We start from the raw sequence: 23,316 nt of genomic DNA on the forward strand, positions 1-23,316 counted from the left end.
GGTCCGGCCTCGCGGCGGCATCGGGCCGGTATACGGCCCTGACCTGGCGGTATCGGTCCGTCTGGGGCGGTCCCGGACGGGGTCGTGGATTACGTGGAAGCGGGTTGAGGTCCCGCTATCGGATGACGTCGGTGTCGTGTACCCGACAGTCGTATCGACGATCCCGGCAGCGAGCCCGCGCTGCCGGGACGCACCGGTCAGCCGCGGAAGCCGTCCGGCAGCAGCCGCGCGAGGGTGCGCACGGCCCGGTACTGGAGCGCCTTGACCGCGCCCTCGTTCTTGCCCATGGTGCGGGCGGTCTCGGCGACGGTGAAGCCCTGGAGGAACCGCAGGACGATGCATTCCTGCTGGTCGGGGTTGAGCTTCTTCACCGCGGTGAGCAGCGTGGCGTTGGTGAGCTTCTCCAGCGCCGCGGTCTCGGGGGAGGTGGTCGGGTCGGTCTCGGCGGCGTCGGCCCCCAGGACGTCGGGTTTGACGATCTCCAGCCGGTACCGGCCGGACTTGAAGTGGTCCACCACCAGGTTCCGCGCGATCGTGACCAGCCAGGCCCCGAAGGCCCGGCCCTGCCACGAGAAGCTGGAGATGCGCCGCAGCGCCCGCAGGAACGTCTCGGACGCGAGGTCCTCGGCGAGCTGCGCGTTGTTCACGCGGAAGTAGATGTAGCGGTACACCGTGTCGGAGTAGCGGTCGTAGATCTCCCCGAACGCCCTCGGGTCGCCGTCCTGGGCCCTGGCCACGAGGTCGGCGACCTCGTCGCCGTCGACCTGGTCGCCGGGGTCGGGCGCGGCCTCGGTGGCCCCGCCGGCACCCGAGCCCGAGCGGACCTGGTGCTGCTCGGCGGTGCCGGTGTCCAGGCTCAGGACCGTCCAGACCGCCTGCCTGAGGCGTTCGAACGTGGAGGCCGGCTGCGACAGGGCGTCGGCGACGGCCCCGGCGCGCAGGAAGGAGGTGAAATCGGGAGTGGACTGCGTCGAGTAGGTGCTCGCGAGCGGGTGCGGCAACGCTGGCGAGCCGAAGATTGAGCCAGCCGTGGCTGGTGCAATACCGGGCACTAGTGGCCTCCTCGTGTGAGGGGTCGGGCCGAGTCGAGCGAACGGATCCCGCAGGGACTGACCCGCCTGAGTCTAGAAATCAGGAGGGGCCGCGACGCGGATTTGCGATCGGCGTGTCGCGCTCGGTGACGGCTTCGGCCGGGGCGATGTCGGCGCTCGCACAGCGCGCCGGCGTACCCTTCGTTTTGGGGGCGGAATCCCACCATTACCTCCCCAGACGTGTCGACGGCCCGCGATCGCGGACCGGTTGTGCCTCAATAGTGAGCGAGGAATGACAGAGGGTGTCGCACAAGCTGTGCGATGTCTCCGTGAGTGAAGGGAGCAGGGTGAACAGGCTGACGCTTTTGACTACAAGGGAATGCCATCTGTGCGACGCCGCGCGCGCCGACCTCGACCGGGTCGCCCGCGCCACCGGCGAGTCCTGGACCGAGATCGACGTCGCCGACCACGCCGAGTACGCCCGCGAATACGGCGACCGGCTCCCCGTCGTGCTGCTCGACGGGCGCGAACACGGCTACTGGGACGTCGACGTGCCCCGCCTCGAACGCGACCTCGCCGCTGGGGACACGAAGCCCTAGACACCCCGTGCGATTCGACACACCGAAATTCTTCGGTTAACGGTCATCGACGACTTTTTGGTGCAAACTCAAGCCCTACGGCGGCTCGCCGGGAGAACACCGGACTTCGGTACAGCTGGGCTTCGCCCAGCGTTACGGGGGTGTACCGCGCCGGTCCCCGCGGGCCGCCGTATCGGTCCCCACTGCGTGTTCACACGATGAACGCAGCCGGTCCCGCAGAAGGCCAACGGGTTAGCGCCGCCTGTGCGAGGCCCTGCACGGCCCACCTCCTAAGCTGAGTCACGCGTCGGTCATCGACGACACGGAGGCGAGCGGACCTGGAGTTCCACCATTGACGACCACCGGTGAAGGCACACCCACCCCCGACGCCGCGCCCGCCGCGGCCGCCGACCTCCCCGCGGCCACCGTCAGGCGACTGCCCGAGTACCTCCGCGCCCTCGGCACCCTCTCGGAGTCCGGCGTCGAGACCGTCTCCTCCGAGACCCTCGCCGCGGCGACCGGCGTCAACTCCGCGATGCTCCGCAAGGACCTCTCCCAGCTCGGGGCCTCGGGGATGCGGGGCGTGGGCTACAACGTGACCGCTCTCGCCACCCACATCGCAGGTGTGCTCGGACTCACTCAGGACTCCCGCGTGGCCATCATCGGCCTGGGGCACTTGGGGCAAGCGCTGGCCCGATACCCCGGGTTCTCCGAGCGCGGCTTCGACATCGTTGGCCTCTTCGACGCCGACCAGGGCATCATCGGTAGGGACCTGGACGGCATCCCGGTGCGCGACGTGGCGCTCCTGGCCCAGGCAGTACGTGACGAAGGCATCAACATAGGGGTCATCGCCACACCCGGCGCGGCCGCCCAACATGTGGCCGACCTCCTCGTAGATGCTGGTGTCACAAGCATTCTCAACTTCGCGCCGTGCGTGCTGGCCGTGCCCGCGGGCGTGGTCGTCCGCAAGGTCGACCTGGCGGTCGAGCTCCAGATCCTCTCGTTCCACGAACATCACAAGACGATCGGCCTCCAAGCGGACCAATATCGGAAGACGCAGGCGAACACCGCCTGAGCAGACACGCACGTCAACAGACGGGAACGGTGAAGTGAACCTCCTGGTAGTCGGCATCTCGCATCGCAGTGCCGCGGTGGAGACCCTCGAACGCCTCGCGGTCGGCCCCGAGGCCGCCGCCGACCTGTCCCGCGCGCTGCTGCGCGGCGGCGAGGTCCGCGAGGCCGTGGTGCTCTCGACCTGCAACCGCGTCGAGGTCTACGCCGCCGCCAGCTCCTTCCACGGGGGGCTCACCGCCGTCGTCGACGAACTCCACCGCGTCTGGGGGCTCTCCGAGACCGAAGCGGCCCTCGACTTCGCGTCGTGCGGGTACGTGCGGCACGGGGCCGACGCCGTGGCCCACACCTTCCGGGTGGCCGCCGGGCTGGACTCGATGGTCGCGGGCGAGCCGCAGATCCTCGGGCAGCTGCGCGAGGCCTACGAGACCGCGCGCGAGGCCGACCAGGTCGGGCGGCGCCTGCATGAACTGTTCCAGCAGGCCCTGCGCGTGGGCAAGCGCGTGCGGGCCGAGACCGACGTGGACGCGGCCGCGCCTTCGATCGTGACCGCCGCGCTCGGCCTGGCCGAGACCGAACTGGCCCAGGCGGGGCTGTCGCTGGCCGGGGCCCGCGCGGCCGTGGTGGGCGCGGGCGCGATGGGCTCTTTGGCGACCGCCACGCTCGCGCGCGCGGGCGTCAAGACCCTCGCCGTGGCCAACCGCGACCGCGCCAAGGCCGACCGGCTCGCCGCCGAATGGGACGCCGAGGCCGCCTCCTACGACGACCTCGCCGCCCTCGCTGCCGGGGTCGACCTGCTGGTGTGCGCGACGGCCTCGCCCGAGCCGGTCCTGCGCGAGGCGCACCTGGCCGGGCGGACCGAGCCGCTGGTCGTGTGCGACCTGGCGCTGCCCAAGGACGTGGCCGAAGCGGTCGCGCTCATCGAGGGCGTGACCGTGATCGACATCGCCGAGATCCAGCGGGCCGAGGCCGCCGGTGCCGCCGCCGAGACCCTCGCCGAGGTCGAGGCGCTGCTGGCCGAGGAGATCGCGGCCTACAACGAGAGCCTGCGCGCCGACGCGGTGACCCCGACCGTGGCCGCGCTGCGTTCGGCCGCCGCCGACATCGTCGAGACCGAGCTCTCGCGCGTGGCCCGCCGCGGCGACTTCACCGACGACCAGCGCGCCGAGGTCGCCCGCACCGTGCATCGAGTGGTGCAGCGGCTCCTCCACGAGCCGACGGTCAGGGTCCGCGAACTCGCGGGCCGCCCCGGTGCGCCCGACTACGCCCAGGCCCTGCGGGACCTGTTCGCGCTGGACGCGGGCACGGTCGCCGAACCCGACGGCGACCGCCTCGCCGACGCGCTGCGCGTCAGCCCGGTCCCCGAGTCGGCCGAAGCGGGCGTCCTCGCGGACGCGCTCGCCGCGGACCACTCGACTCACGGCAGCAACGCTGCCGCACGTGCCGACGAGGCTCCTCGTCTCTCCTCGTCCGCCGCCCCAACGCCGCCCGGCGCGTCTGAGGTCGCGCCGGCCTTAGGAAGGGAAGCACCTGTGATCCGTGTCGGGACCAGGGGATCGAAACTCGCGCTCGCGCAGAGCGGCATGGTCGCCGAGGAGCTCGCCCGCGTCTCGGGCGAGCGGGTCGAGCTCGTGGAGATCAAGACCACAGGGGACGGGACCACGGTGCCCGTGGCCCAGCTCGGGGTCGGGGTGTTCGTCAACCAGCTCCGCGAGGCGCTGGACCGCGAGGAGATCGACATCGCCGTCCACTCGTTCAAGGACCTGCCCACCGCCCAGCCCGAGCACCTGGTGATCAGTGTGCCCCCGCGGGCCGACGCGCGGGACGTGCTCATCGCCTCGGGCGGGCGCACCCTGTCCGACCTGGGGCCGGGCGCGAGGATCGGGACCGGGTCGCCGCGGCGCATCGCGCAGCTCAACGCCCTGGGCCGCGGGTTCGAGTGCGTGCCGATCCGCGGGAACATCGACACCCGCATCGGCCGCGTCGGCGACGACCTCGATGGAGTGATCCTCGCCGCGGCGGGCCTCAAGCGGGTCGGCCGGGAGGGTGAAGTCACCGAGTACCTGGACCCGCTGGTGATGCTCCCCGCTCCGGCACAAGGGGCATTGGCGGTCGAATGCCGCAAAGCGGATATGACAACTGCGCTGATCTCAAGTAAGCTCAACGACCGGTACTCACAGGCCGCCGTCGCCGCCGAACGCGCACTTCTGCAACGACTCGAAGCCGGATGCAGCGCTCCCGTAGCCGCACTCGCCGATGTCGCCGAAAGCGCCGAACCCGGCGAGGTCGACCTGTATCTGCGGGGGGCCGTAGGGGCCGTCGACGGTTCCGTCATCGAACGGCTGTCGACCACCGCCGCGCTCCCTGACGCACGCGAGACGGGCGACGCCGAACTGGCCGCCCGGGCCGCCGCCGTGGGGATCGCACTCGCGGAGGACCTGCTCGCGGCCGGGGCCGAGCAACTATTGAAGTTAGACGCAAGCTCAGACGACTGTTGATGGAGAGAACATGACCAGTGCCCGTAAGCCGGTGGGCCGCGTGCGATTCGTGGGGACCGGCCCAGGCGACCCGGGACTGCTGACCAAGCGCGCCCTCGACGCGATCCGCGAGGCCGACCGCGTCTACTACGACCGCTCGCTCCCGCAGTCGCTCGTCGAAGCCGCCAAGGAGATCAACGGCGACGACACCCGGCTGCGACTCATCGAGTCCTCCCCGGGCGACCAGGGCAAGCTCATGGCCGCCGCGGCGCGCGAGGGCGAGAACATCACCCGCCTCATCGTCGGCGACGCCTACCCCAACCGCCTGGCCCGGGCCGAGATCAAGGCCGCCTCGGCCGAGCAGGCCCGCTTCGAGGTCATCCCCGGCATGAGCCACGCGCAGGCCGTCTCGGTCTACGCGGGGATGCCCCCCGGGGAGATCCGCACCGTCATCGAGATCGACGACATCGCCTCGGTCGAGCCGCTGGTCATCGCCGACGCGATCAAGCGCGGCTCGCTGACCGTGACCGCCGACGTCTCCGACCTCTCCAGCCTGAGGGACATCCTCCTCTCCGGCGGGGTCCCCGGCGAGACCGCCGTGGCCGTCACCGGCGACGCGACCGGCGAGACCGAGTACACCACCACGTCCTCCGTCGACACCTTCGTGGAGGCGGCCCTCGGCTACGCCGGGCAGGTCGTGCTCACCATCGGCCCCGGCGTCGACGACCGCCACGAACTCGCCTGGTGGGAGGGACGCCCGCTCTACGGCTGGAAGGTCCTCATCCCGCGCACCAAGGAACAGGCCGGCGTCATGTCCGAGCGCCTGCGCGCGTACGGCGCGATCCCCTGCGAGGTGCCCACCATCGCCGTCGAGCCCCCGCGCACGCCCGCCCAGATGGAGCGGGCCATCAAGGGCCTGGTCGACGGCCGCTACGCCTGGATCGTGTTCACCAGCCAGAACTCGGTGAAGGCCATCTGGGAGAAGTTCAAGGAGCACGGCCTGGACGCCCGCGCGTTCGGCGGCCTGCGCATCGCCTGCATCGGCGAAGCCACCGCCGACGCCGTGCGCGAGTTCGGGATCGAGCCCGAACTGCTGCCCACCGGCCAGCAGTCCTCCGAAGGCCTCCTCGAAGTCTTCCCGCCGCACGACCCGGTCCTGGACATGGTCGGCCGCGTGCTGCTGCCGCGCGCCGACATCGCCACCGAGACCCTCGTGCAGGGGCTCTCCGAGCGCGGCTGGGAGGTCGACGACGTCACCGCCTACCGCACCGTGCGCGCCTCGCCGCCCGCCGCCGACATCCGCGACGCCATCAAGTCCGGCGGCTTCGACGCGGTCCTGTTCACCTCGTCCTCGACCGTCCGCAACCTCGTGGGCATCGCCGGAAAGCCGCACCAGCGCACCGTCGTCGCGTGCATCGGTCCGGCCACTTCGGACACCGCGACCGAGTTCGGGCTGCGCGTGGACGCCAAGCCCGACAACGCATCGGTGCCCGACCTCATCGAGGCACTGGCCGAATACGCCACGGAGCTCAAGCAGCGCTTGGCCGAGGGGCCGATCAAGACCCGCCGCGGCCAGAAGGTGCAGGGCCCCACGGCGCTGCGGTTCCGCTAGCAGGCAATGAGTTTAGGAAGGAAGTGGCCGCAGTGCCGACCAGCTCCGAATTCCCGGTGATCCGACCTCGGAGGCTGCGTCGCACTGCGGCCCTTCGCCGTCTCGTGGCCGAGACCCGCGTGCATCCCTCCGACTTGGTGCTGCCGCTGTTCGTCAAGGAAGGCTTGACCGAGCCGGTCGAGATCGCCTCCATGCCCGGGGTCTACCAGCATTCGGTGGACTCGGCGCGCAAGCTCGCGGTCGAGGCCGCGCGATCGGGAATCGGGGGGCTCATGCCCTTCGGAATCCCGGCGGTGCGGGACGCGATCGGTTCGGGCGCAACGGATCCGGACGGGATCCTGAACGTGGCGACCCGCGCGATCCGCGAGGAGATCGGCGACGACCTGGTGGTCATCCCCGACCTGTGCCTGGACGAGTTCACCGACCACGGCCACTGCGGCGTCCTGCGTCCGGACGGCACTGTGGACAATGACGCGACCTTGGTGCGCTACGGCGAGATGGCGCTGTGCCTGGCCGAGTCGGGCGCGGACCTGCTCGGCGCCTCGGGGATGATGGACGGCCAGATCGGTTACGCGCGTGCGGCACTGGACGAAGCGGGCCACACCGACACCGGGCTCTTGGCGTACGCGGCGAAGTATGCCAGCGCCTTCTACGGCCCGTTCCGCGACGCGGTCGAGTCCCAGCTCCAGGGCGACCGCCGCACCTACCAGCAGGACGCCCCGAACGTCACCGAGGCGCTGCTGGAGATCGACCTCGACGTCGAGCAGGGCGCCGACATCGTCATGGTCAAGCCCGCGCTGCCCTACCTCGACATCGTCCGCGCCGCAGCCGACCGCAGCCCGGTCCCCGTCGCGGCCTACCACATCTCAGGCGAATACGCCCAGATCGTGGCGGCGGCCGAACGAGGCTGGATCGACCGCGACGCGGCCATCATCGAATCCCTGACCAGCATCAAACGAGCCGGAGCAGGCATCATCGCCACCTACACCGCCCTGGAAGCGGCCGAGATCCTCCGCTAGTCCTCTGGGAGCGTCTGGGTGATCCGCTGTTGGGTCAGTTGCGGGAAAATCTTCGCTGCGGCGATGAAGTCCTTGTCTTCGTGCAGCACCGTGAGTTTGAGCTGCATCGCGGTCGCCGCGATGAGGTAGTCGGCGACGCTGAACATGTTGTGCATGCTGCGATCCATCAGGTCGTGCCGGATCGCACGCACGTAGTCCCAGGCGCCATCCGGTACCGCGACGAACTGATTGCCGGCGAGAAGATTCATCTCGGCCATCTTCGCCTGGTTCTTCCCCACGGATGCCAGGGCCTCGCACAGGACCGGCTCGCAGATCGCGAATCGCCGTCGTCTTGCGAAGTCGACCCATGCGGGGTCGACTTCGCGCCGGAGGATGCGGACGAGCGCGCTGGTGTCGATGAGGAAGTTCACTCGTCGGCGGCTTCCATCTGATCGAGGTCGATCACGCCTTCGTCGACCATCGAGAAGAGGTCGCGCCAGGCTTCTTCGGGACTTTTGTCCTGAGCTTGGGCGTAGAACGAGAGCGCCTCGTTGATGGCCTGCTTCTTGGTCTTCGCCCCGCTCTTCGACATGACATCGGCCAGCAGTTCGTCGTCGATGTCCACGAGCGTCTTGGTCATGACCGCCTCCGCACTCTTATATCGCATGTAGTTCAGAGTATATCCAAGGTGGCGGTCCTTAGTGAAACTTAGGAGTACTCCGCGTGTTGTGAGATGCCGGTCTTGCCGTGCGGGTCAGCCGATGAGCGGGGCCAGGTAGGCGATGAGGGCTCGTTTGACCTCCATGGTGGTGAGGGGGAGGTCTTTCTCCTCGGCGGCGATGAGGAGGGGGAGGGTTCCTCGGAAGAGGTGGATCGTCATGGTCACCGTGAGGGCGAGCCGGGCCGGGGGGATGCCGGGGGCGCGCTGGAGGAAGATCGCTTCGAGGCTTGAGAACATGAGCTGTTGGGCGGGGCGTTTGGCTTCGGCGAGTTCGGGGGTGACGCCGGGGTCGGCCAGGAGGGCGTGGAAGCCGGGGTTGGCGCGGTCGAAGGCGATGATCGGGTCGAGGACGCGGTCGACGAGGTGCGGTAGGGGCAGGCGCGGGTCCTGGGGGGCGAAGGCCTCGCCGTGGGCGGCCTCCAGGCGTTCGACGTAGCGGGCCATGAGGGCTTCGGCCAGTTCCTGCTTGTTCTTGAAGAACTGGTACAGCGTTCCCGGGGAGGCGCCTGCTCGGGCGGCTATCGCGTTGGTGCTCGCCTTCGCGAAGCCTTGTTCGGCGAAGACCTCCGCGGCGGCGTCGAGCAGTTCGGCCATGCGCTTCTCGCCTCTGGCCTGGCGTTTGCGCACGGGCTTTGCTGTGTCCTCGGTCACCGATTTCCCTTCGACTTGCTAATACGAGTCGTTGCTCGTATTTTTATTTGCGAGTACTCGCTCGTGTTCGCAGTCTACGCCGGTCGGGAGACCACATGACCACCATCGCCCCCTCCCCGCCCCGCACTCGCGGGCTGGGCCAGTTCCTCTTCCGCCGCAGACGGGCCGTGCTCGTCTCGGCGCTGCTGCTCACCCTCGTCGCCGGGTTCTTCGGCGCGGGGGCCCTGAACGCCTTCGTGCTCTCCCGTTTCGAGGCCCCGGGCTCGGAGTCGATCGTGACCAAGGCCGAGCTGGCCGACGAGTTCGCCGTGGGCCCGGCGAACTTCCTGCTTCTGGTCACCGCCGCCGACGGCGACGTGGACTCCGCTGCCAGTGCCGCCGAAGGCGAGGCGATCGCGAAAGCCTTGGAGGACACCGGCCTCGCCATCGCCATACGGTCCTATTGGGACGACGCGTCGCCGACGCTGCGCAGCGACGACGGCTCCCAGGCGCTCATCACCGCGAACCTCCCCGGGGACGTCACGCACGTGAGGGAGAACGTCCTGCCCGAGCTGAAAGCCGAGTTCACCCGCACCGAAGGCGCGGTGGCGGTCGCGGTCGGCGGCTCCGACGAGCTGTTTCGCGAGGCCGCGCAGCTCGCCCGCGAGGACTTCCTGCTCGCCGAGGCGATCGTGATCCCCGGGCTGCTCGTCCTCCTCATCGCGATCTACCGCAGGGCCGCGGCCGCGTTCCTGACCGTCGGCGTGGGCCTGTTCGCACTCGTACTCTCCTTGGGGGTCATGCGGATCGTGGCCGCCTTCACCGAAGTGTCCACATTCGCCGCGAACCTGATCCTCGTGATGGCCATCGGCCTGGCCGTGGACTACTGCCTGTTCATCGTCAACCGCTATCGCGAGGAGGCCGCGCTGCACGGCCGGGCCGAAGCCGTGGCCCGCACCGTGGCCACGGCCGGGCGCACGGTCGTCTTCAGCGCCGTCACCGTGGCCGCGAGCCTCTCGGTGCTGCTGTTCATGCCGTTCCCGTTCCTGCGGTCCTTCGGGTACGCCGGGATCGTGGTCCCGCTCGCCGCGGTCCTCGGCGCGGCCGTGGTCCTGCCCGCGGCCCTTGCGGTCTGGGGCCACCGCGTCGAGCGCCGAAAGGCCCCGAAGCCGCTCGAAGAGGGCCGCTGGCACCGGCTCGCGACCCGCGTCATGGGCCGCCCGGTCCTGTACGGGACGCTGGCGCTCGCGCTGGTCGCAGTTCTGGCCTCGCCGCTGCTGGGGGTCCGCTTCGGGGTGCCCGACGAGCGCGCGCTCCCCGAGGACGCGGCCAGTCGCGTCGTGACCGACCAGGTCACGGCGAACTTCGCGGCCGAGGAGACCGACACGATCTTGATCCTGGTCGAAGGCGCGGACGCCGAGTCGCTGTCCGCTTACGCCGCAGCGGTATCCGAAGTGGACGGCATCATTCAGGTGGACTCGGCGGCCGGCTCGTTCATCGCGGGGGAGGAGGCCGGGCCGGGGGATCCCGAACGGTTCCAATGGAACGGCCAGGACACGTGGCTCGCGGCCGTGCCCACCGGGGACGCGATGCGCGACGACCCGTACGCGATGGTCGGCGAGGTGCGGGCCGTCGCCGCCCCGTTCGAAGTGTCCGTCTCGGGCTACCCGGCCGACCTCGCCGACTTCCGCGACGCGCTGCTCGACCGGCTGCCGCTGCTGCTCGCCCTGATCGTGCTGGTGACGTTCGTGATCCTGTTCCTCATGACCGGCAGCGTGATCGCCCCGATCAAGGCGACCATCCTCAACGCACTGTCGCTGTCGGTCATGTTCGGGGCCCTAGTATGGGTGTTCCAGGAAGGGAACCTCGCCGGACTCATCGGTTTCACTCCACAAGGGTCGTTCGAGCCGAGCATCCCGATCCTGATGTTCTGCATCGCCTACGGGCTCTCGATGGACTACGAGGTGTTCATGCTCTCGCGCATCAAGGAGGAGTACGACCGCACCGGCGACCGGGTCGGCTCGATCGCAGCCGGGCTGCAACGCTCCGCGCCGCTGGTTACCGCCGCCGCGCTCGTCCTCGCGTTCACCTTCGCGGTCTACGCGACCGGCGACGTGGTGTTCCTCCAGATGCTCGGCCTCGGCATGGCCCTGGCGGTCGTCGTGGACGCCACCGTGATCCGCGGCGTGCTGCTGCCCGCGATCATGCGGCTCACCGGCCGCGTCAACTGGTGGGCCCCGGCGCCGCTGCGGCGACTGCACGCCCGCATCGGCCTCCGCGAAGGCTGACGGCCTATAGGATATATCCTATAGGAAATGAGGAACTGAGGGCGATATCCTATATCATATAGGATATATCCTATACGGTCGCGACCTCAGGCGACCATGACCGGCTCGGGGTGGAGGCGGACGCCGAACTTCGCCTCCACCTCGCCGGCCACCTCATCGGCCAGGCCCAGCAGCTCCGACGCCGAGGCCCCGCCCCGGTTCGTCAACGCCAATGTGTGCTTTGTGGACAGACCGGCGTTGCCGCGCCGGTATCCCTTCGCGAACCCCGCCGCGCCGATCAGCCACGCCGCCGAGACCTTCACGCGCCCTTGGTCGGCGGGCCAATGCGGCGGCTCACCGCCCGCTCGCTCGGTCAGCTCGTGGAACACCGCCTGCTCGATCACCGGATTGGTGAAGAACGAACCCGCACTCCACGTGTCATGGTCACCCGCATCGAGCACCATGCCCTTCCCGCGCCGCAACTCGACCACCGCCGCCCGCGCCGCCGCCAAAGGCACCCGGTCGCCGACCTCGACGTCCAATCGCTTCGCCAACTCCGCGTAGGCGATCGGACCCGACAGCCCGCTCTCGGTCAAAGCGAAGTCCACACTCAACACCACGAACCGGCTCGAATGCTTGAACACCGAACGCCGGTAGGCGAAACCGCACTCCGCGGGCGACCAGTCGCGAACCTCGTCCGCCTCCCGGTCCCACACCCGCACTGAAGCGATCGTCTGCGCGACCTCCTGCCCATACGCCCCCACGTTCTGAATCGGCGTCGCCCCCGCGGAACCGGGAATCCCGGACAGGCACTCCACCCCCGACAGGCCCTCGGCCACCGTCCACGCCACGAACTCGTCCCACACCTGCCCGGCCTCGACCCGCACCACGCCGTCGCGCCGCACGATCCCCCCGCCGCGCAGCACCACCACCGTGCCGTCGAAGCCCGCGTCCCCGATCACCACATTGCTGCCGCCGGCCAGCAACAGCGTCGGCCCCGACGCGGCCCGCAGCACCGCCACCGCCTCCTGCGACGAAGCGGCCTCGACCAACTCCCGGGCAGGACCCCCCACCCGAAGCGTCGTGTACTCACTGAGCGCTTTGCCGGAAATCCGACTCGGTTCACGGTTCCCGCTTGGCCGTGGGCTGGCGTCTGTCACACCCGAAAGCCTAAGCTTTACGCAGGCTACGAGGAACGGCGGTCATCATGGCTAAGCTGCGCGTCACCGATCACCTCAACGAACTCAAGACCGAGGCCGCCGGCCTGCGCTCGGCCTGCGAACCCGACATCCTCGACCGCGTCGCCCCCTCCAGGCCCGACACCACCGTCGCCGGGATCCTCTCCGGTCTCGCCCGCCTCTACCAATGGGCCGTGAACGCCCTCCTGACCACCCCCACCGACGACGACCTGCCCGAGCCGCCCCCGCCCACGGGCCCCGTCCTGGACGCCTACGACCGCGCCCTGGGCGCCGTCCTCGACGCCATCGAAGCCCGCGGCCCCGAATCCCCGGCCTGGACCTGGGCCCCCGTCGAATGGCGCGCCGAATTCTGGCATCGCCGTGTCGCCGTCGCCACCGCCCTCGCCCGCTGGGACGTCCAGATGGCCGTCGGCGCCACCGCGCCCGTCCCCGTCGCCCTCGCCTCCGAGGCCATCACCGAAGTCTTCGACGCGTTCCTGCCCGTCGGCGCCCGCAGGGGCACCCACACCGGCGCCAACGGGCTCGTCCAACTGTTCGCCCAAGACGCCGACGCGACCTGGTTCATACGCCTGCGAGAAGGCCGCGTCGCCCTGCTCGACCAGCCCGACCCCCAGATCGCGCTCCAGGCCCGCGGGGCCGGATCGGCCTCGGACATCGCTTTGGCGCTGTGGGGGCGGCTGCCGTTCGGGATCTGCGATCTGGTGGGGGACGAGGCGCTGCTCCAGGCCCTGCGGGTCGAATAACGTTTCGGTAAACCCGGCCCGGAAAGCGGACAAACGTTCGGCTCCGACTTGGCAAAGGCATTCCCGCGACGCTAGGCTCAGCTCACGCTCCGCGGTGTCCGCACCGCGCGGCGTCCGTCCAGCGCAGGGCACGTGTGGTCCTGCCTTGGTCGGCACAACCGCCTTTTACCACGGATCGTCTGGCACGTACCTGCCAGTGAAAGGGACCACAGAACAATGGCAACAGTGACGTACTCGGATGCCTCGCGCATCTACCCGGGCACCGAGAAGCCCGCCGTCGACAAGCTCAACATCGAGATCCAGGACGGCGAATTCCTCGTCCTCGTCGGCCCCTCGGGCTGCGGGAAGTCCACCTCGCTGCGCATGCTCGCCGGCCTGGAGGAGATCGACGAAGGCTCGATCTTCATCAACGACACCGACGTGTCGAACCTCCCCCCGAAGTCCCGCGACATCGCGATGGTCTTCCAGAACTACGCGCTCTACCCGCACATGTCCGTCTTCGACAACATGGCGTTCGCCCTCAAGCTGCGCCGCATGCCGAAGGCCGAGATCAAGCAGCGCGTGGAGGACGCCGCGAAGCTCCTCGACCTCTCGGAGTACCTCGGCCGCAAGCCGAAGGCCCTCTCCGGTGGTCAGCGCCAGCGTGTGGCCATGGGCCGCGCGATCGTGCGCGAGCCGCAGGTGTTCCTCATGGACGAGCCGCTGTCGAACCTCGACGCCAAGCTGCGCGTCCAGACCCGTTCGCAGATCGCCTCGCTCCAGAAGCGCCTGGGCATCACCACCGTCTACGTCACCCACGACCAGGTCGAGGCGCTGACGATGGGCCACCGCATCGCGGTCATGAAGGACGGCCTGCTCCAGCAGTGCGACACCCCGCGCGTGCTCTACGACAAGCCGAAGAACACCTTCGTCGCGGGCTTCATCGGCTCGCCGTCGATGAACATCAAGACCGTGTCCCTGACCGAGGCCGGCGGCCTGTTCGGCGACGTGACCCTCCCGCTCTCGCGCGAGGTCCGCGACGCGGCGACCGCCGACGGCGGCGGCAAGCAGGTCACGATCGGCATCCGCCCCGAGCACTGCAAGCTCGGCACGGAGACCTCCGGCGGCATCCCGATCGAGGTCGACCTCGTCGAGGAGCTGGGCTCGGAGGCCTACGTGTACGGCCACGCCGCGTACAACGGCTCGTCGGAGCGCTTCGTGGTCCGCACCGAGTCGCGGAACGTCCCGCGCCTGGCCGAGACCGTGTACGTGGTGCCCGAGCCGGGCCACGAGCACGTGTTCCACGCCGAGAACGGCGACCGCCTCAACTAGGCGAAAATCGTATAGCCTATAGGATATATCCTATAGGGCGACGTCGAAGGGCTGCACGATTTCGTGTGGCCCTTCTTCGTGCGGGGGAAACCCGGGCTTAACGCGAGGGGCGCTACCGTTGTGGGTATGGCCGCCCTCACAGCGACGGACGGCTCGCTCGCCTCGCCGAGCGGGCCCGTGTCAGCGAGCGGACGGACCGGCGTCGGGCGAGAAATGTCGAGCGGTCTGGTCGACGGCGAGCGAGAAGCGTCGGGCGAGCGAATCGACGGTGTGCGAGAGGCGTCGGGCGAGCGGGCCGATGGCGGGTCAGTGTCGGTGAGTCGGCGCGCTGGCGGCGAGCGCGGGGCGTCGGGCGAGCGAATCGACGCCGCTCGCATCGTTCGGCCTCGGGTCGCGGGAGGGGACGAGTTCACCGTCGGGACCGAGTTCGGGCGCCGTCTCGACGACGGGCGGATCGAGTGCACCGTCTGCCCCAGGGCCTGCCGCCTGAGGGAAGGCCAGCGGGGCCTGTGCTTCGTGCGGGCCCGGCGCGGCGACCAGATCGTCCTGACCTCCTACGGCCGCTCCTCGGGATTCTGCATCGACCCGATCGAGAAGAAACCGCTGAACCACTTCCTGCCCGGGGCCCCGGTGCTGTCCTTCGGCACCGCCGGGTGCAACCTCGCGTGCCGGTTCTGCCAGAACTGGGACATCTCCAAGTCCCGCGAGATCGACACGCTCTCCTCCCAAGCCGAGCCCGAGGCTCTCGCTGAGACCGCGAAGCGCTTGGGCTGCAAGTCGATCGCGTTCACCTACAACGACCCGACCGTGTTCCTCGAATACGCCGCCGACTGCGCCGACGCCGCCCGCGAGGCCGGGCTCAAAGCCGTCGCCGTCTCGGCCGGGTACATCAACGCCCCGGCCCGCCGCGAGCTCTACTCGCACATGGATGCGGCGAACATCGACCTCAAGGCGTTCACCGAGGACTTCTACCGCAAGATCGCGTTCGCCTCCCTGAAGACCGTCCTCGACACCCTCGAGTATTTGATCCACGACACGGACGTGTGGACCGAGATCACCACACTCCTCATTCCAGGGCACAATGACTCCGATGCGGAGATCGCGGCCGAAAGCGCCTGGATCGCCGAACACCTCGGCCCCGACGTCCCACTGCACTTCACCGCGTTCCATCCCGACTTCAAGATGCGCGACGTGCCGCCGACACCACCGGCGACGCTCCGCAGGGCCCGGCGGATCGCCCAGGACGCCGGGCTGCGATACGTCTACACCGGCAACGTCCACGACCCGCAGGGCCAGACCACCACGTGTGTCTGTGGCGAAGCCCTCATAGTGCGCGATTGGTACCGCATTGACCGTTATGCGGTGTCGGATAGCGGACAGTGCAGTGGTTGCGGGGCGCGCGTTCCCGGCGTTTTCGACGGACCGGCGGGAGACTGGGGTCCCAAGCGGCAACCGATCCGCATAGCCGCACCGTCATACCGGACAGCACCCGAAACCACACCGCGCCGACCATAGGAACCACCACCGGAAGACCTGCGATGCCATCGATCACTTCAGACACCGTGCGGCCCGAGGCCGTCGCCGGCCGCTTCTACCCGGCAGGGCCCCAGGCCCTGCGATCCGACCTCGAACGACTCATCGCCGAGGTCGGCCCGGTCGACGAACCGCTCGCCGCGGCCTACATCGTCCCGCACGCCGGCTACCGCTACTCCGGGCCCGTGGCCGCCCAGGTCTACGCCCGCCTCGCCGCCCACCGCGGCCGCGTCAAACGCGTCGTCCTGGTCGGCCCCTCCCACCACTACCCGCTCCGCGGCCACGCCGCCGCCCCCTACACCTCCTGGCGCACCCCGCTCGGCGAGGTCAAAGCCGCACCCACCCACGTGGTCGGCCTCTCGCGCCTCCCGCACGAGAGGGAGCACTCGCTCGAAGTGCAACTGCCGTTCCTGCAAGTCGCCCTCGGCGACGACATCGAGGTCACCCCGGTCGCCTGCGGCATGAGCCAGACCCCCGACACCGCGCGGATCATCGCCGCGCTCCTGGCCGAAGCGGGCGAGGACGCCGTCCTCATCTGCTCCACCGACCTGTCCCACTACCACGACCAGGAAACGGCGACGCGCATCGACGCCGCCACCGCCGAAGCGATCAAGGGCCTGCGGCCCCGCGAGATAGCCGCCCAGCACGCGTGCGGCGTGTTCGCCCTGCGCGGCACCGTGGCCTGGGCCGACGCCACCGGACGCCGCCCCCGCCAACTCGCGCTCGCGACCTCGGCCGACACCGCCGGAGACGCCGACCGGGTGGTCGGATACCCCGCGTTCGCCGTGGAGCGGCCCGCGCTGTGATCCGCGAGCGCCGGGCGAAACTCGCGTGAGATTCGCCCGGCGGGGCATTTACCCTGTAAGACGTGACCGAGCACGAGAACGAGACCACCGAGTCCGGCGACGACCTTCCCGAGCAGATGCAGATCCGGCGCGAGAAGCGCGCCGCCCTCCTCGCGGAAGGCAAGCAGCCGTACGCGCTCGGCTACCCGCGCACCCACACCCTCGCCCAGCTGCGCGAGCAGTTCGCCGACCTGCCCGACGGGGAGTCCTCGGGCGTGACCGTCTCGACCACCGGCCGGGTGATCTTCGTGCGGACGGCCGGGAAGCTGTGCTTCGTGCGCCTGAGGGACGGGGACGGCACCGAGTTCCAGGTGATGCTCTCGCTGGGCAAGGTCGGCGAGGAGGCGCTCGCGGACTGGAAGCGCCTGGCCGACATCGGCGACCACATCGGGGTGACCGGCGAGGTCGTCACGTCCAAGCGCGGTGAGCTGTCGGTGATGGCCGACTCGTTCGCGATCACGGGGAAGGCGCTGCGGCCGCTGCCGGTGGCGCACAAGCCGCTCGCCGAGGAGACGCGGGTGCGCCAGCGCTACGTGGACCTGATCGTGCGCCCCGAGGCGCAGGCGAACGCCCGCAACCGCGCGAAGGTGGTGCGGGCGCTGCGGGACCTCCTCGACGACCGAGACTTCGTCGAGGTCGAGACCCCGATGATGCAGGTGCAGCCGGGCGGGGCGACGGCGCGGCCGTTCGTGACGCACATGAACGCGTACGACATGGACCTGTACTTGCGGATCGCTCCGGAGCTGTATCTCAAGCGGTGCGTGGTCGGCGGGATCGACCGGGTCTTCGAGATCAACCGGAACTTCCGCAACGAGGGCGCCGACTCGTCGCATTCGCCGGAGTTCGCGATGCTGGAGGCCTATCAGGCCTACGGCGACTACCGGACGATCGCGGAGTTGACCAAATCGCTCATTCAAGGCGCGGCGCGGTCGGCGTTCGGGTCGGAGACGGTGACCTTGGCCGACGGCACGGAGTACGACCTGGGCGGTGAGTGGAACGAGATCACCGTGTTCGGGTCCCTTTCCGAGGCACTCGGAGAAGCAGTGACGGTCGACACTCCGCTGGAGACGCTGCGTGCGTATGCGGAGAAAGTCGAACTCGGGGTGGACCCGATCTGGGGTCCGGGGAAACTCGCCGAGGAATTGTTCGAGCACCTGGTCTCGGACCATCTGCACGCGCCGACGTTCGTGTTCGACTACCCCGAGGAGACCTCGCCGCTCACTCGCGGTCACCGCGACACTCCGGGCCTTGCGGAGAAATGGGACCTGTACGTGCGCGGGTTCGAACTGGGCACCGGTTATTCGGAGCTCATCGACCCGGTGATCCAGCGCGAGCGCCTGGAAGCGCAGGCCAGACTGGCCGCGAAGGGCGACGACGAGGCCATGGGCGTCGACGAGGACTTCCTGCGGGCGATGGAGTACGGGCTGCCGCCGCTGTGCGGGATGGGCATGGGAATCGACCGACTCCTTATGGCGCTCACCGGACTCGGCATCAGGGAGACGATCCTCTTCCCGCTGGTGAAACCCGAATAGCAAAGCAATGGGACCGCACTGCGACAACGCCGCGGTGCGGTCCCTTTTCCGTGCGTCCCGGGAGTCGGGGCGAATTCGGACTCGATGCGGGCGGGGCCTGTAGCCGCGCATTCACAAATAAATGCTTCCACCCTCTTTCCCTTCTCTAAGGGACTCGTATATGCTCTGGCACTAGCAAGACGATTGTCCCGGGAGCGCCAGTCGCGTCCGTTCGAGAGGAATATGTCATGGCGAAGAAGACACAGGTCATCCTGATCGACGATATCGACGGCAACAAGGCTGATGAGACCGTCAAATTCGCCATCGACGGGCAGGCCTACGAGATCGATCTCTCCGCTTCGCACGCCAAGGAACTCCGTGACGCACTGGAGAAGTTCCAGGAGGCCGGCACGCGCCTGGGACGGTACAGCCTGGGCGCGCCCCGCGGCCCGGTCCGCGGCGCCTCGGCCCCGCGTCGCCAGACTGTGGACCGTGAGCAGAACAAGGCCATCCGCGAGTGGGCCGAACGCTCCGGCAAGCGCGTCTCCCCGCGCGGGCGGATCCCGCAGGCCATCGTCGAGGAATACAACGCCGCGCACAACTAGACCGGCGTCTTGAGTCTCCGCCCGCCTCCCCGTCCCGGGGCGGCGGGCGTTTTCGGTTCGGGCCTGGAACTGTCGTACCCTGCGGGCATGATCGGCATTCTTCGGTTAGCGGGGTGATGAGCGGGTATTGCGCTCACAGCGAACGTCTTATCACCGGGAATGGTCTCCGAGGCACGCTTGTTGCTACCCACGTGGCAACCGCCGCCCGCAGAACCGGGAGATAAGGTGTACCCACAGGGTTTTGCTAGCCACGACCAGTACTGACGACAAGTAAGCGGCGGACGCGAGGAGCAGAAGCGCATGTTTGAACGGTTTACGGACCGTGCCCGACGCGTGGTCGTCTTGGCTCAAGAAGAAGCCAGGATGCTCAACCACAACTACATCGGCACGGAACACATCCTGCTCGGCCTCATCCACGAGGGCGAGGGCGTGGCGGCGAAGGCCCTGGAGAGCCTGGGCATCTCCCTCGAAGGCGTCCGCCAGCAGGTCGAGGAGATCATCGGCCAGGGCCAGCAGGCCCCCTCCGGCCACATCCCCTTCACCCCCCGGGCGAAGAAGGTCCTGGAGTTGAGCCTGCGCGAGGCTCTCCAGCTGGGCCACAACTACATCGGCACCGAGCACATCCTGCTGGGCCTCATCCGCGAGGGCGAGGGCGTGGCCGCGCAGGTCCTCATCAAGCTCGGCGCCGACCTCAACCGGGTCCGCCAGCAGGTCCTCCAGCTGCTCTCGGGCTACCAGGGCAAGGAGCCGGCGGGCGCGACCGCGGGCGGCACCTCGCAGGAGTCGCAGCAGTCCGGCTCGCTCGTGCTCGACCAGTTCGGCCGCAACCTCACGCAGGCCGCGCGCGACGGCAAGCTCGACCCCGTGATCGGGCGCCAGCGCGAGATCGAACGCGTCATGCAGGTCCTGTCGCGGCGCACCAAGAACAACCCGGTGCTCATCGGCGAGCCAGGCGTCGGCAAGACCGCCGCCGTGGAGGGCCTGGCGCAGGCCATCACCAAGGGCGAGGTCCCCGAGACTCTCAAGGACAAGCAGCTGTACACGCTGGACCTGGGCGCCCTGGTGGCCGGTTCGCGTTACCGCGGTGACTTCGAGGAGCGCCTGAAGAAGGTCCTCAAAGAGATCAAGACCCGCGGCGACATCATCTTGTTCATCGACGAGATCCACACCCTCGTCGGCGCGGGCGCGGCCGAGGGCGCGATCGACGCGGCCTCGATCCTCAAGCCGATGCTCGCCCGCGGCGAGCTCCAGACGATCGGCGCGACCACGCTCGACGAGTACCGCAAGTACCTGGAGAAGGACGCCGCGCTCGAACGGCGCTTCCAGCCGATCCAGGTCGCCGAGCCGTCGCTGGCGCACACCATCGAGATCCTCAAGGGCCTGCGGGACCGCTACGAGGCCCACCACCGCGTCTCCATCACCGACGGGGCGCTGGTGCAGGCCGCGACGCTGGCCGACCGCTACATCTCCGACCGGTTCCTGCCGGACAAGGCGATCGACCTCATCGACGAGGCGGGCGCGCGCATGCGCATCCGCCGGATGACCGCACCGCCGGACCTGCGCGAGATCGACGACGAGGTCGCCGAGACCCGCCGTCAGAAGGAGTCGGCGATCGACGCCCAGGACTTCGAGGCCGCCGCGCGCCTGCGCGACACCGAGAAGCGCCTCCACGAGAAGCGCGCCAAGCGCGAGCAGGAGTGGAAGGCCGGCGACCTCGACCAGGTCACCGAGGTCGACGAGGAGATGATCTCCGAGGTCCTCGCGAACTGGACGGGCATCCCGGTCTACAAGCTCACCGAAGAGGAGACCTCGCGTCTGCTCAAGATGGAGGAGGAGCTCCACAAGCGGATCATCGGCCAGGAGGACGCGGTCAAGGCCGTCTCCAAGGCGATCCGCCGCACCCGCGCCGGCCTCAAGGACCCCAAGCGCCCGTCCGGTTCGTTCATCTTCGCCGGCCCCTCGGGCGTCGGCAAGACCGAGCTGGCCAAGGCGCTCGCGGAGTTCCTGTTCGGCTCCGAGGACTCCCTGATCCAGCTGGACATGTCCGAGTTCCACGACCGGTACACCGTCTCGCGCCTGGTCGGTGCGCCTCCCGGGTACGTCGGGTACGACGAGGGCGGGCAGCTCACCGAGAAGGTGCGCCGCAAGCCGTTCTCGGTGGTTCTGTTCGACGAGATCGAGAAGGCCCACCCGGACGTGTTCAACACGCTGCTCCAGATCCTGGAGGACGGGCGCCTGACCGACGGCCAGGGCCGCATCGTCGACTTCAAGAACACGGTGCTGATCCTGACCACCAACCTCGGCACGAAGGACGTCGGGAAGGCCGTGTCGCTGGGCTTCCAGGCCGACTCGACCGAGGGCGGGGACTACGAGCGGATGAAGGAGAAGGTGAGCGAGGAGCTGAAGAACCACTTCCGCCCCGAGTTCCTCAACCGCATCGACGACACGATCGTGTTCCCCAAGCACTCGCAGGAGGCGATCGTCTCGATCGTGGACCTCATGGTCAAGCGCATCGAGGACCAGCTGATCAACCGCGACATGGCGCTGGAGCTGACCGACAACGCGAAGCTGTACCTCGGCCACAAGGGCTACGACCCGGTCATGGGCGCGCGGCCGCTGCGCCGCACGATCCAGCGCGAGATCGAGGACACGCTCTCGGAGAAGATCCTGTTCAACGAGTTCGTGCCCGGACAGATCGTGATCGTCGACGTCGACGGCGACCCCAAGGACGTCGAGAAGTCGAAGCTCACGTTCCGCGCCGCCGACAAGCCCGCGGGCGTGCCCGATGCGCCCCCGGCCGAACTGGCCGGTGAGCGGGCGCCCAAGAGCCCGGGGGCCGGCACCGGCACCCTCCCGCCGAAGAGCCCGGGTTCGGGCCCCCGAGGCGGCCAGATGGGCCAGGGCGGCGCGTAGCCGCCGAAAGCCGAAACGGGGCGGGACCGAAAGGTCCCGCCCCGTTCGCGTGCCTAACGCGCCATCAACTCCGCGCGCAACTCGCTCGGCAGCTTCGCCACCGCGATCCGCAACGTCACCCGCGGTACCGCTTCGCCATGCTCGCGCAAGAACGCCACCAGCCGGTCCTGATCGACCACGCCGACCTCCCGCAGCCCCGTCCCCACGGACTTGAGCACGAGCTCGTCCGCATCGCCCAAGAGCAGCGCGGCGATCGCCAAAGCGTCGTCCACGTCCCCCTGCCGGATGAACCAGAACGCCGCGGTGATCGCCGAACGCCGCTCCCACACCACGCTCGACCGCGCGAGCGCGAACAGCGGATCACGCGGCTTGTCCAGCAGATACCAGCCCACCACCCGCGGCGCGGCCCGGTCCACCAGGCCCCAATCGTCGATCCGATCGTGCCTGCGCAGATACAACTCGCACAGCTCGCGCCGCTCCTCGTCGGTGATCCCCCTGCGCCGTGCCTTGAAATCGAGGACGCTCACCGCGCCCAACCGCGAGTCGTAGTACTCCGACTCCAGCAACCGCTCCACCTCGTCGAGCGGCATGTCCGCGTACACCGCCGCCGTATCGAAGATCGACTTCATCCGCACCCCGATCACCCCCGACGCGCCGCCACGCCGATGCTTGGCGATCTTCACCCGCTCCTGGTCCGACTGCAACGCCCACAGCGCCGCCTCGAACCCCTCAGCCGTCAACTCCATACCCTCAAGACGACCCGAACCCCCGAAACTCATCGCGCCCCACGCACGAAAAACGCCGGAGCAGCCGCTCCGGCGTTTTCTCTCCAAGTGGCGGAGGATAGGGGATTCGAACCCCTGAGAGCTTTCACTCAACACGCTTTCCAAGCGTGCGCACTAGGCCACTATGCGAATCCTCCGCCGAGTACGATACCCGACCCCCAGCGCCGACTCCCACCGGGTTGAACGAGGTGACCTGGCTTGCACTGGACCCGAACCGCGCACGTGACGCCCGCGACCGACCCGCTCGCCCCGTTCGGCACCGGCCCCGCGATGCGGTACGCTGTCACCCGTCTCCCATGCGGCGTCATCTTGTGAACCTCCCCAGGGCCGGAAGGCAGCAAGGATAAGCGGGCTCTGTCGGGTGCGTGGGAGACCCAGCCGCCTTAGCTCAGTCGGTAGAGCGTGTTACTCGTAATAACAAGGTCAACGGTTCGATTCCGTTAGGCGGCTCCAACGAACACCCCGGCCCGCGCCGGGGTTTTCGCG

General features: G+C 69.0%; 19 protein-coding genes, 2 tRNA genes and 1 other RNA gene. 15 read left to right on the plus strand and 7 right to left on the minus strand.

From position 1 onward, the window contains the following. Positions 1-197 precede the first annotated feature (197 nt). Entirely contained in the window at positions 198-1,001 is an 804-nt protein-coding gene (locus AB0B28_RS02940; protein ID WP_360115488.1) for an ECF subfamily RNA polymerase sigma factor, BldN family, read from the minus strand. Between the two features lie 377 nt (positions 1,002-1,378). Between AB0B28_RS02940 and AB0B28_RS02945 the strand changes: the two genes are divergently transcribed. From AB0B28_RS02945 to hemB, 5 genes are all read left to right on the plus strand, one after another. Further along, a complete protein-coding gene (locus tag AB0B28_RS02945) occupies positions 1,379-1,630 on the plus strand; it encodes a glutaredoxin family protein (RefSeq protein WP_360115491.1) in 252 nt (83 codons plus the stop codon). Between the two features lie 331 nt (positions 1,631-1,961). Then, complete coding sequence (locus AB0B28_RS02950) at positions 1,962-2,684, plus strand: redox-sensing transcriptional repressor Rex (protein ID WP_360115494.1); 723 nt, start codon at positions 1,962-1,964, stop codon at positions 2,682-2,684. A 34-nt stretch (positions 2,685-2,718) separates the two neighbouring features. Continuing rightward, positions 2,719-5,178 (plus strand): glutamyl-tRNA reductase, encoded by a 2,460-nt coding sequence (locus tag AB0B28_RS02955; protein ID WP_360115498.1) that lies wholly within the window; start codon positions 2,719-2,721, stop codon positions 5,176-5,178. A 10-nt stretch (positions 5,179-5,188) separates the two neighbouring features. After that, positions 5,189-6,769, plus strand: coding sequence for a uroporphyrinogen-III synthase (locus AB0B28_RS02960; RefSeq protein WP_360115500.1), 1,581 nt, complete (start codon positions 5,189-5,191; stop codon positions 6,767-6,769). A gap of 32 nt (positions 6,770-6,801) precedes the next feature. Next, the gene (gene hemB, locus AB0B28_RS02965; RefSeq protein WP_360115503.1) at positions 6,802-7,788 is read left to right on the plus strand and encodes a porphobilinogen synthase; all 987 of its coding nucleotides are present in this window, start codon (positions 6,802-6,804) and stop codon (positions 7,786-7,788) included. On the opposite strand, the gene AB0B28_RS02970 is transcribed toward hemB, so the two are convergent. The 3 genes from AB0B28_RS02970 to AB0B28_RS02980 all read right to left on the minus strand — a co-directional run bounded on the left by AB0B28_RS02970 (position 7,785) and on the right by AB0B28_RS02980 (position 9,139). After that, positions 7,785-8,198: a PIN domain-containing protein gene (locus AB0B28_RS02970; RefSeq protein WP_360115506.1), complete on the minus strand. Its 414-nt coding sequence runs from the start codon at positions 8,196-8,198 to the stop codon at positions 7,785-7,787. The two genes, hemB and AB0B28_RS02970, sit on opposite strands and share 4 nt — an antisense overlap. Next, positions 8,195-8,407 carry a type II toxin-antitoxin system VapB family antitoxin gene (locus tag AB0B28_RS02975; protein WP_360115509.1) on the minus strand — a complete coding sequence of 71 codons (213 nt, stop codon included), beginning with the start codon at positions 8,405-8,407 and terminating at the stop codon, positions 8,195-8,197. The genes AB0B28_RS02970 and AB0B28_RS02975 overlap by 4 nt, the downstream gene beginning before the upstream one ends. Before the next feature lie 114 nt (positions 8,408-8,521). Further along, complete coding sequence (locus tag AB0B28_RS02980; RefSeq protein ID WP_360115512.1) at positions 8,522-9,139, minus strand: TetR/AcrR family transcriptional regulator; 618 nt, start codon at positions 9,137-9,139, stop codon at positions 8,522-8,524. 95 nt (positions 9,140-9,234) lie between these two features. On the opposite strand from AB0B28_RS02980, the gene AB0B28_RS02985 reads away from it, so the two are divergent. Then, on the plus strand, positions 9,235-11,406 hold the full coding sequence (locus AB0B28_RS02985) for an MMPL family transporter (protein WP_360115515.1): 2,172 nt from the start codon (positions 9,235-9,237) through the stop codon (positions 11,404-11,406). An 86-nt stretch (positions 11,407-11,492) separates the two neighbouring features. Here AB0B28_RS02985 and AB0B28_RS02990 read toward each other — a convergent pair whose 3' ends face one another. Then, entirely contained in the window at positions 11,493-12,497 is a 1,005-nt protein-coding gene (locus AB0B28_RS02990; protein ID WP_360115914.1) for a UDP-N-acetylmuramate dehydrogenase, read from the minus strand. A 95-nt stretch (positions 12,498-12,592) separates the two neighbouring features. Here AB0B28_RS02990 and AB0B28_RS02995 point away from each other — a divergent pair, with 95 nt between their 5' ends. From AB0B28_RS02995 to AB0B28_RS03025, 7 genes are all read left to right on the plus strand, one after another. Further along, the gene (locus AB0B28_RS02995) at positions 12,593-13,327 is read left to right on the plus strand and encodes a hypothetical protein (RefSeq protein WP_360115518.1); all 735 of its coding nucleotides are present in this window, start codon (positions 12,593-12,595) and stop codon (positions 13,325-13,327) included. 216 nt (positions 13,328-13,543) lie between these two features. Next, the gene (gene ugpC, locus AB0B28_RS03000) at positions 13,544-14,638 is read left to right on the plus strand and encodes a sn-glycerol-3-phosphate ABC transporter ATP-binding protein UgpC (protein ID WP_360115521.1); all 1,095 of its coding nucleotides are present in this window, start codon (positions 13,544-13,546) and stop codon (positions 14,636-14,638) included. Positions 14,639-15,091: 453 nt separating this feature from the next. Beyond that, positions 15,092-16,153 carry an AmmeMemoRadiSam system radical SAM enzyme gene (gene amrS, locus AB0B28_RS03005; RefSeq protein ID WP_360115917.1) on the plus strand — a complete coding sequence of 354 codons (1,062 nt, stop codon included), beginning with the start codon at positions 15,092-15,094 and terminating at the stop codon, positions 16,151-16,153. 23 nt (positions 16,154-16,176) lie between these two features. Continuing rightward, positions 16,177-16,977, plus strand: coding sequence for an AmmeMemoRadiSam system protein B (gene amrB, locus AB0B28_RS03010; RefSeq protein ID WP_360115524.1), 801 nt, complete (start codon positions 16,177-16,179; stop codon positions 16,975-16,977). A gap of 116 nt (positions 16,978-17,093) precedes the next feature. After that, positions 17,094-18,548, plus strand: a complete 1,455-nt coding sequence (gene lysS, locus AB0B28_RS03015; RefSeq protein ID WP_360115920.1) for a lysine--tRNA ligase — start codon at positions 17,094-17,096, stop codon at positions 18,546-18,548. A 227-nt stretch (positions 18,549-18,775) separates the two neighbouring features. Further along, complete coding sequence (locus AB0B28_RS03020) at positions 18,776-19,132, plus strand: Lsr2 family protein (protein ID WP_360115527.1); 357 nt, start codon at positions 18,776-18,778, stop codon at positions 19,130-19,132. 300 nt (positions 19,133-19,432) lie between these two features. Next, on the plus strand, positions 19,433-22,045 hold the full coding sequence (locus AB0B28_RS03025) for an ATP-dependent Clp protease ATP-binding subunit (protein WP_360115530.1): 2,613 nt from the start codon (positions 19,433-19,435) through the stop codon (positions 22,043-22,045). A gap of 53 nt (positions 22,046-22,098) precedes the next feature. On the opposite strand, the gene AB0B28_RS03030 is transcribed toward AB0B28_RS03025, so the two are convergent. Continuing rightward, complete coding sequence (locus tag AB0B28_RS03030; protein ID WP_360115533.1) at positions 22,099-22,791, minus strand: DNA alkylation repair protein; 693 nt, start codon at positions 22,789-22,791, stop codon at positions 22,099-22,101. Between the two features lie 88 nt (positions 22,792-22,879). After that, positions 22,880-22,967, minus strand: a tRNA-Ser gene (locus AB0B28_RS03035). Between the two features lie 149 nt (positions 22,968-23,116). Here AB0B28_RS03035 and ffs point away from each other — a divergent pair. Next, an RNA gene (gene ffs, locus AB0B28_RS03040) (signal recognition particle sRNA small type) lies at positions 23,117-23,210 on the plus strand. Beyond that, positions 23,208-23,283 (plus strand) — tRNA-Thr (locus tag AB0B28_RS03045). Before ffs ends, AB0B28_RS03045 begins: the two co-directional genes overlap by 3 nt. The last annotated feature ends 33 nt before the right edge of the window (positions 23,284-23,316 follow it).

It is taken from the genome of Glycomyces sp. NPDC046736 (genome assembly GCF_040645615.1).
In the GTDB taxonomy this organism is placed as follows: Bacteria; Actinomycetota; Actinomycetes; order Mycobacteriales; family Micromonosporaceae; genus Glycomyces.

Coding starts and splice junctions, on each gene's coding strand:
- AB0B28_RS02975 (WP_360115509.1), bottom strand. CDS start 8,407: ATGACCAAGACGCTCGTGGACATCGACGACGAACTGCTGGCCGATGTC.
- AB0B28_RS02995 (WP_360115518.1), top strand. CDS start 12,593: ATGGCTAAGCTGCGCGTCACCGATCACCTCAACGAACTCAAGACCGAG.
- AB0B28_RS02960 (WP_360115500.1), top strand. CDS start 5,189: ATGACCAGTGCCCGTAAGCCGGTGGGCCGCGTGCGATTCGTGGGGACC.
- amrB (WP_360115524.1), top strand. CDS start 16,177: ATGCCATCGATCACTTCAGACACCGTGCGGCCCGAGGCCGTCGCCGGC.
- ugpC (WP_360115521.1), top strand. CDS start 13,544: ATGGCAACAGTGACGTACTCGGATGCCTCGCGCATCTACCCGGGCACC.
- AB0B28_RS02985 (WP_360115515.1), top strand. CDS start 9,235: ATGACCACCATCGCCCCCTCCCCGCCCCGCACTCGCGGGCTGGGCCAG.
- lysS (WP_360115920.1), top strand. CDS start 17,094: ATGCAGATCCGGCGCGAGAAGCGCGCCGCCCTCCTCGCGGAAGGCAAG.
- AB0B28_RS03020 (WP_360115527.1), top strand. CDS start 18,776: ATGGCGAAGAAGACACAGGTCATCCTGATCGACGATATCGACGGCAAC.
- AB0B28_RS03030 (WP_360115533.1), bottom strand. CDS start 22,791: ATGGAGTTGACGGCTGAGGGGTTCGAGGCGGCGCTGTGGGCGTTGCAG.
- AB0B28_RS03025 (WP_360115530.1), top strand. CDS start 19,433: ATGTTTGAACGGTTTACGGACCGTGCCCGACGCGTGGTCGTCTTGGCT.